This is a genomic window from Mesorhizobium sp. (assembly GCF_005063415.1).
In the GTDB taxonomy this organism is placed as follows: domain Bacteria; phylum Pseudomonadota; class Alphaproteobacteria; order Rhizobiales; family Rhizobiaceae; genus Mesorhizobium.
Genome location: NZ_SUEG01000361.1, coordinates 1 through 697, shown reverse-complemented (window position 1 = coordinate 697; position 697 = coordinate 1). Strand labels below are relative to the sequence as shown.

Annotated in this window: 1 protein-coding gene; it reads left to right on the top strand. The window is 62.7% G+C overall.

Annotation, left to right across the window (positions count from 1 at the left end):
• Positions 1 to 697, top strand: a 697-nt coding sequence (locus E5W70_RS32610; RefSeq protein WP_292665486.1) for a DDE-type integrase/transposase/recombinase, incomplete at both ends; no start/stop codon positions are given.

Genomic DNA, 697 nt, shown 5'->3' with positions numbered 1-697 from the left:
TAGCTCGCCTTCTCGACGGGGAAGGCATGAGCGATGTATGCCGGGAGTTCGGCATCTCGCGCAAGACGGGCTACAAGATCTTCAATCGCTACAAGGATGAGGGCCTCGAGACCCTGACGGACCGCTCGCGCCGGCCGGTGCGCTATGCCAACCAGTTGCCGGTCCAGATCGAACGGATGATCATAGAGAGCAAGCGGGAGAAGCCGCACTGGGGCGCCAGGAAGATACGCGAGTTGCTGGTGCGCAAGCTCGCAGGCGATGTACGCATTCCGGCCAAGAGCACCGTTCATGCCGTGCTCGACCGCCACGGCCTTGTGAGCCAGGCCCGCAAGAGGAACCGGGCGAACAAGGCCGTGGGCACGCAACTGTCCCAAGCGACGCGGCCCAATGATCTGTGGTGCGCCGACTTCAAGGGCGAGTTCAAGCTCGGCAACGGCCGCTACTGTTACCCGCTGACCGTCACCGACCAGGCTTCGCGCTATCTGCTGGCCTGCGAAGCCCTTGAATCGACAAAGGAGGTTCCGGTCATCGAGGCTTTCGTCCGGCTCTTCAAGGAACGCGGTCTGCCGGAAGCGATCAGAAGCGACAATGGCCTTCCCTTCGCAAGCCCCAACGGCCTCTACAATCTATCAAGGCTGTCGGTGTTCTGGCTGAGGCTCGGCATCGCGATCGAGCGCATCCGGCCCGGCAACCCGCA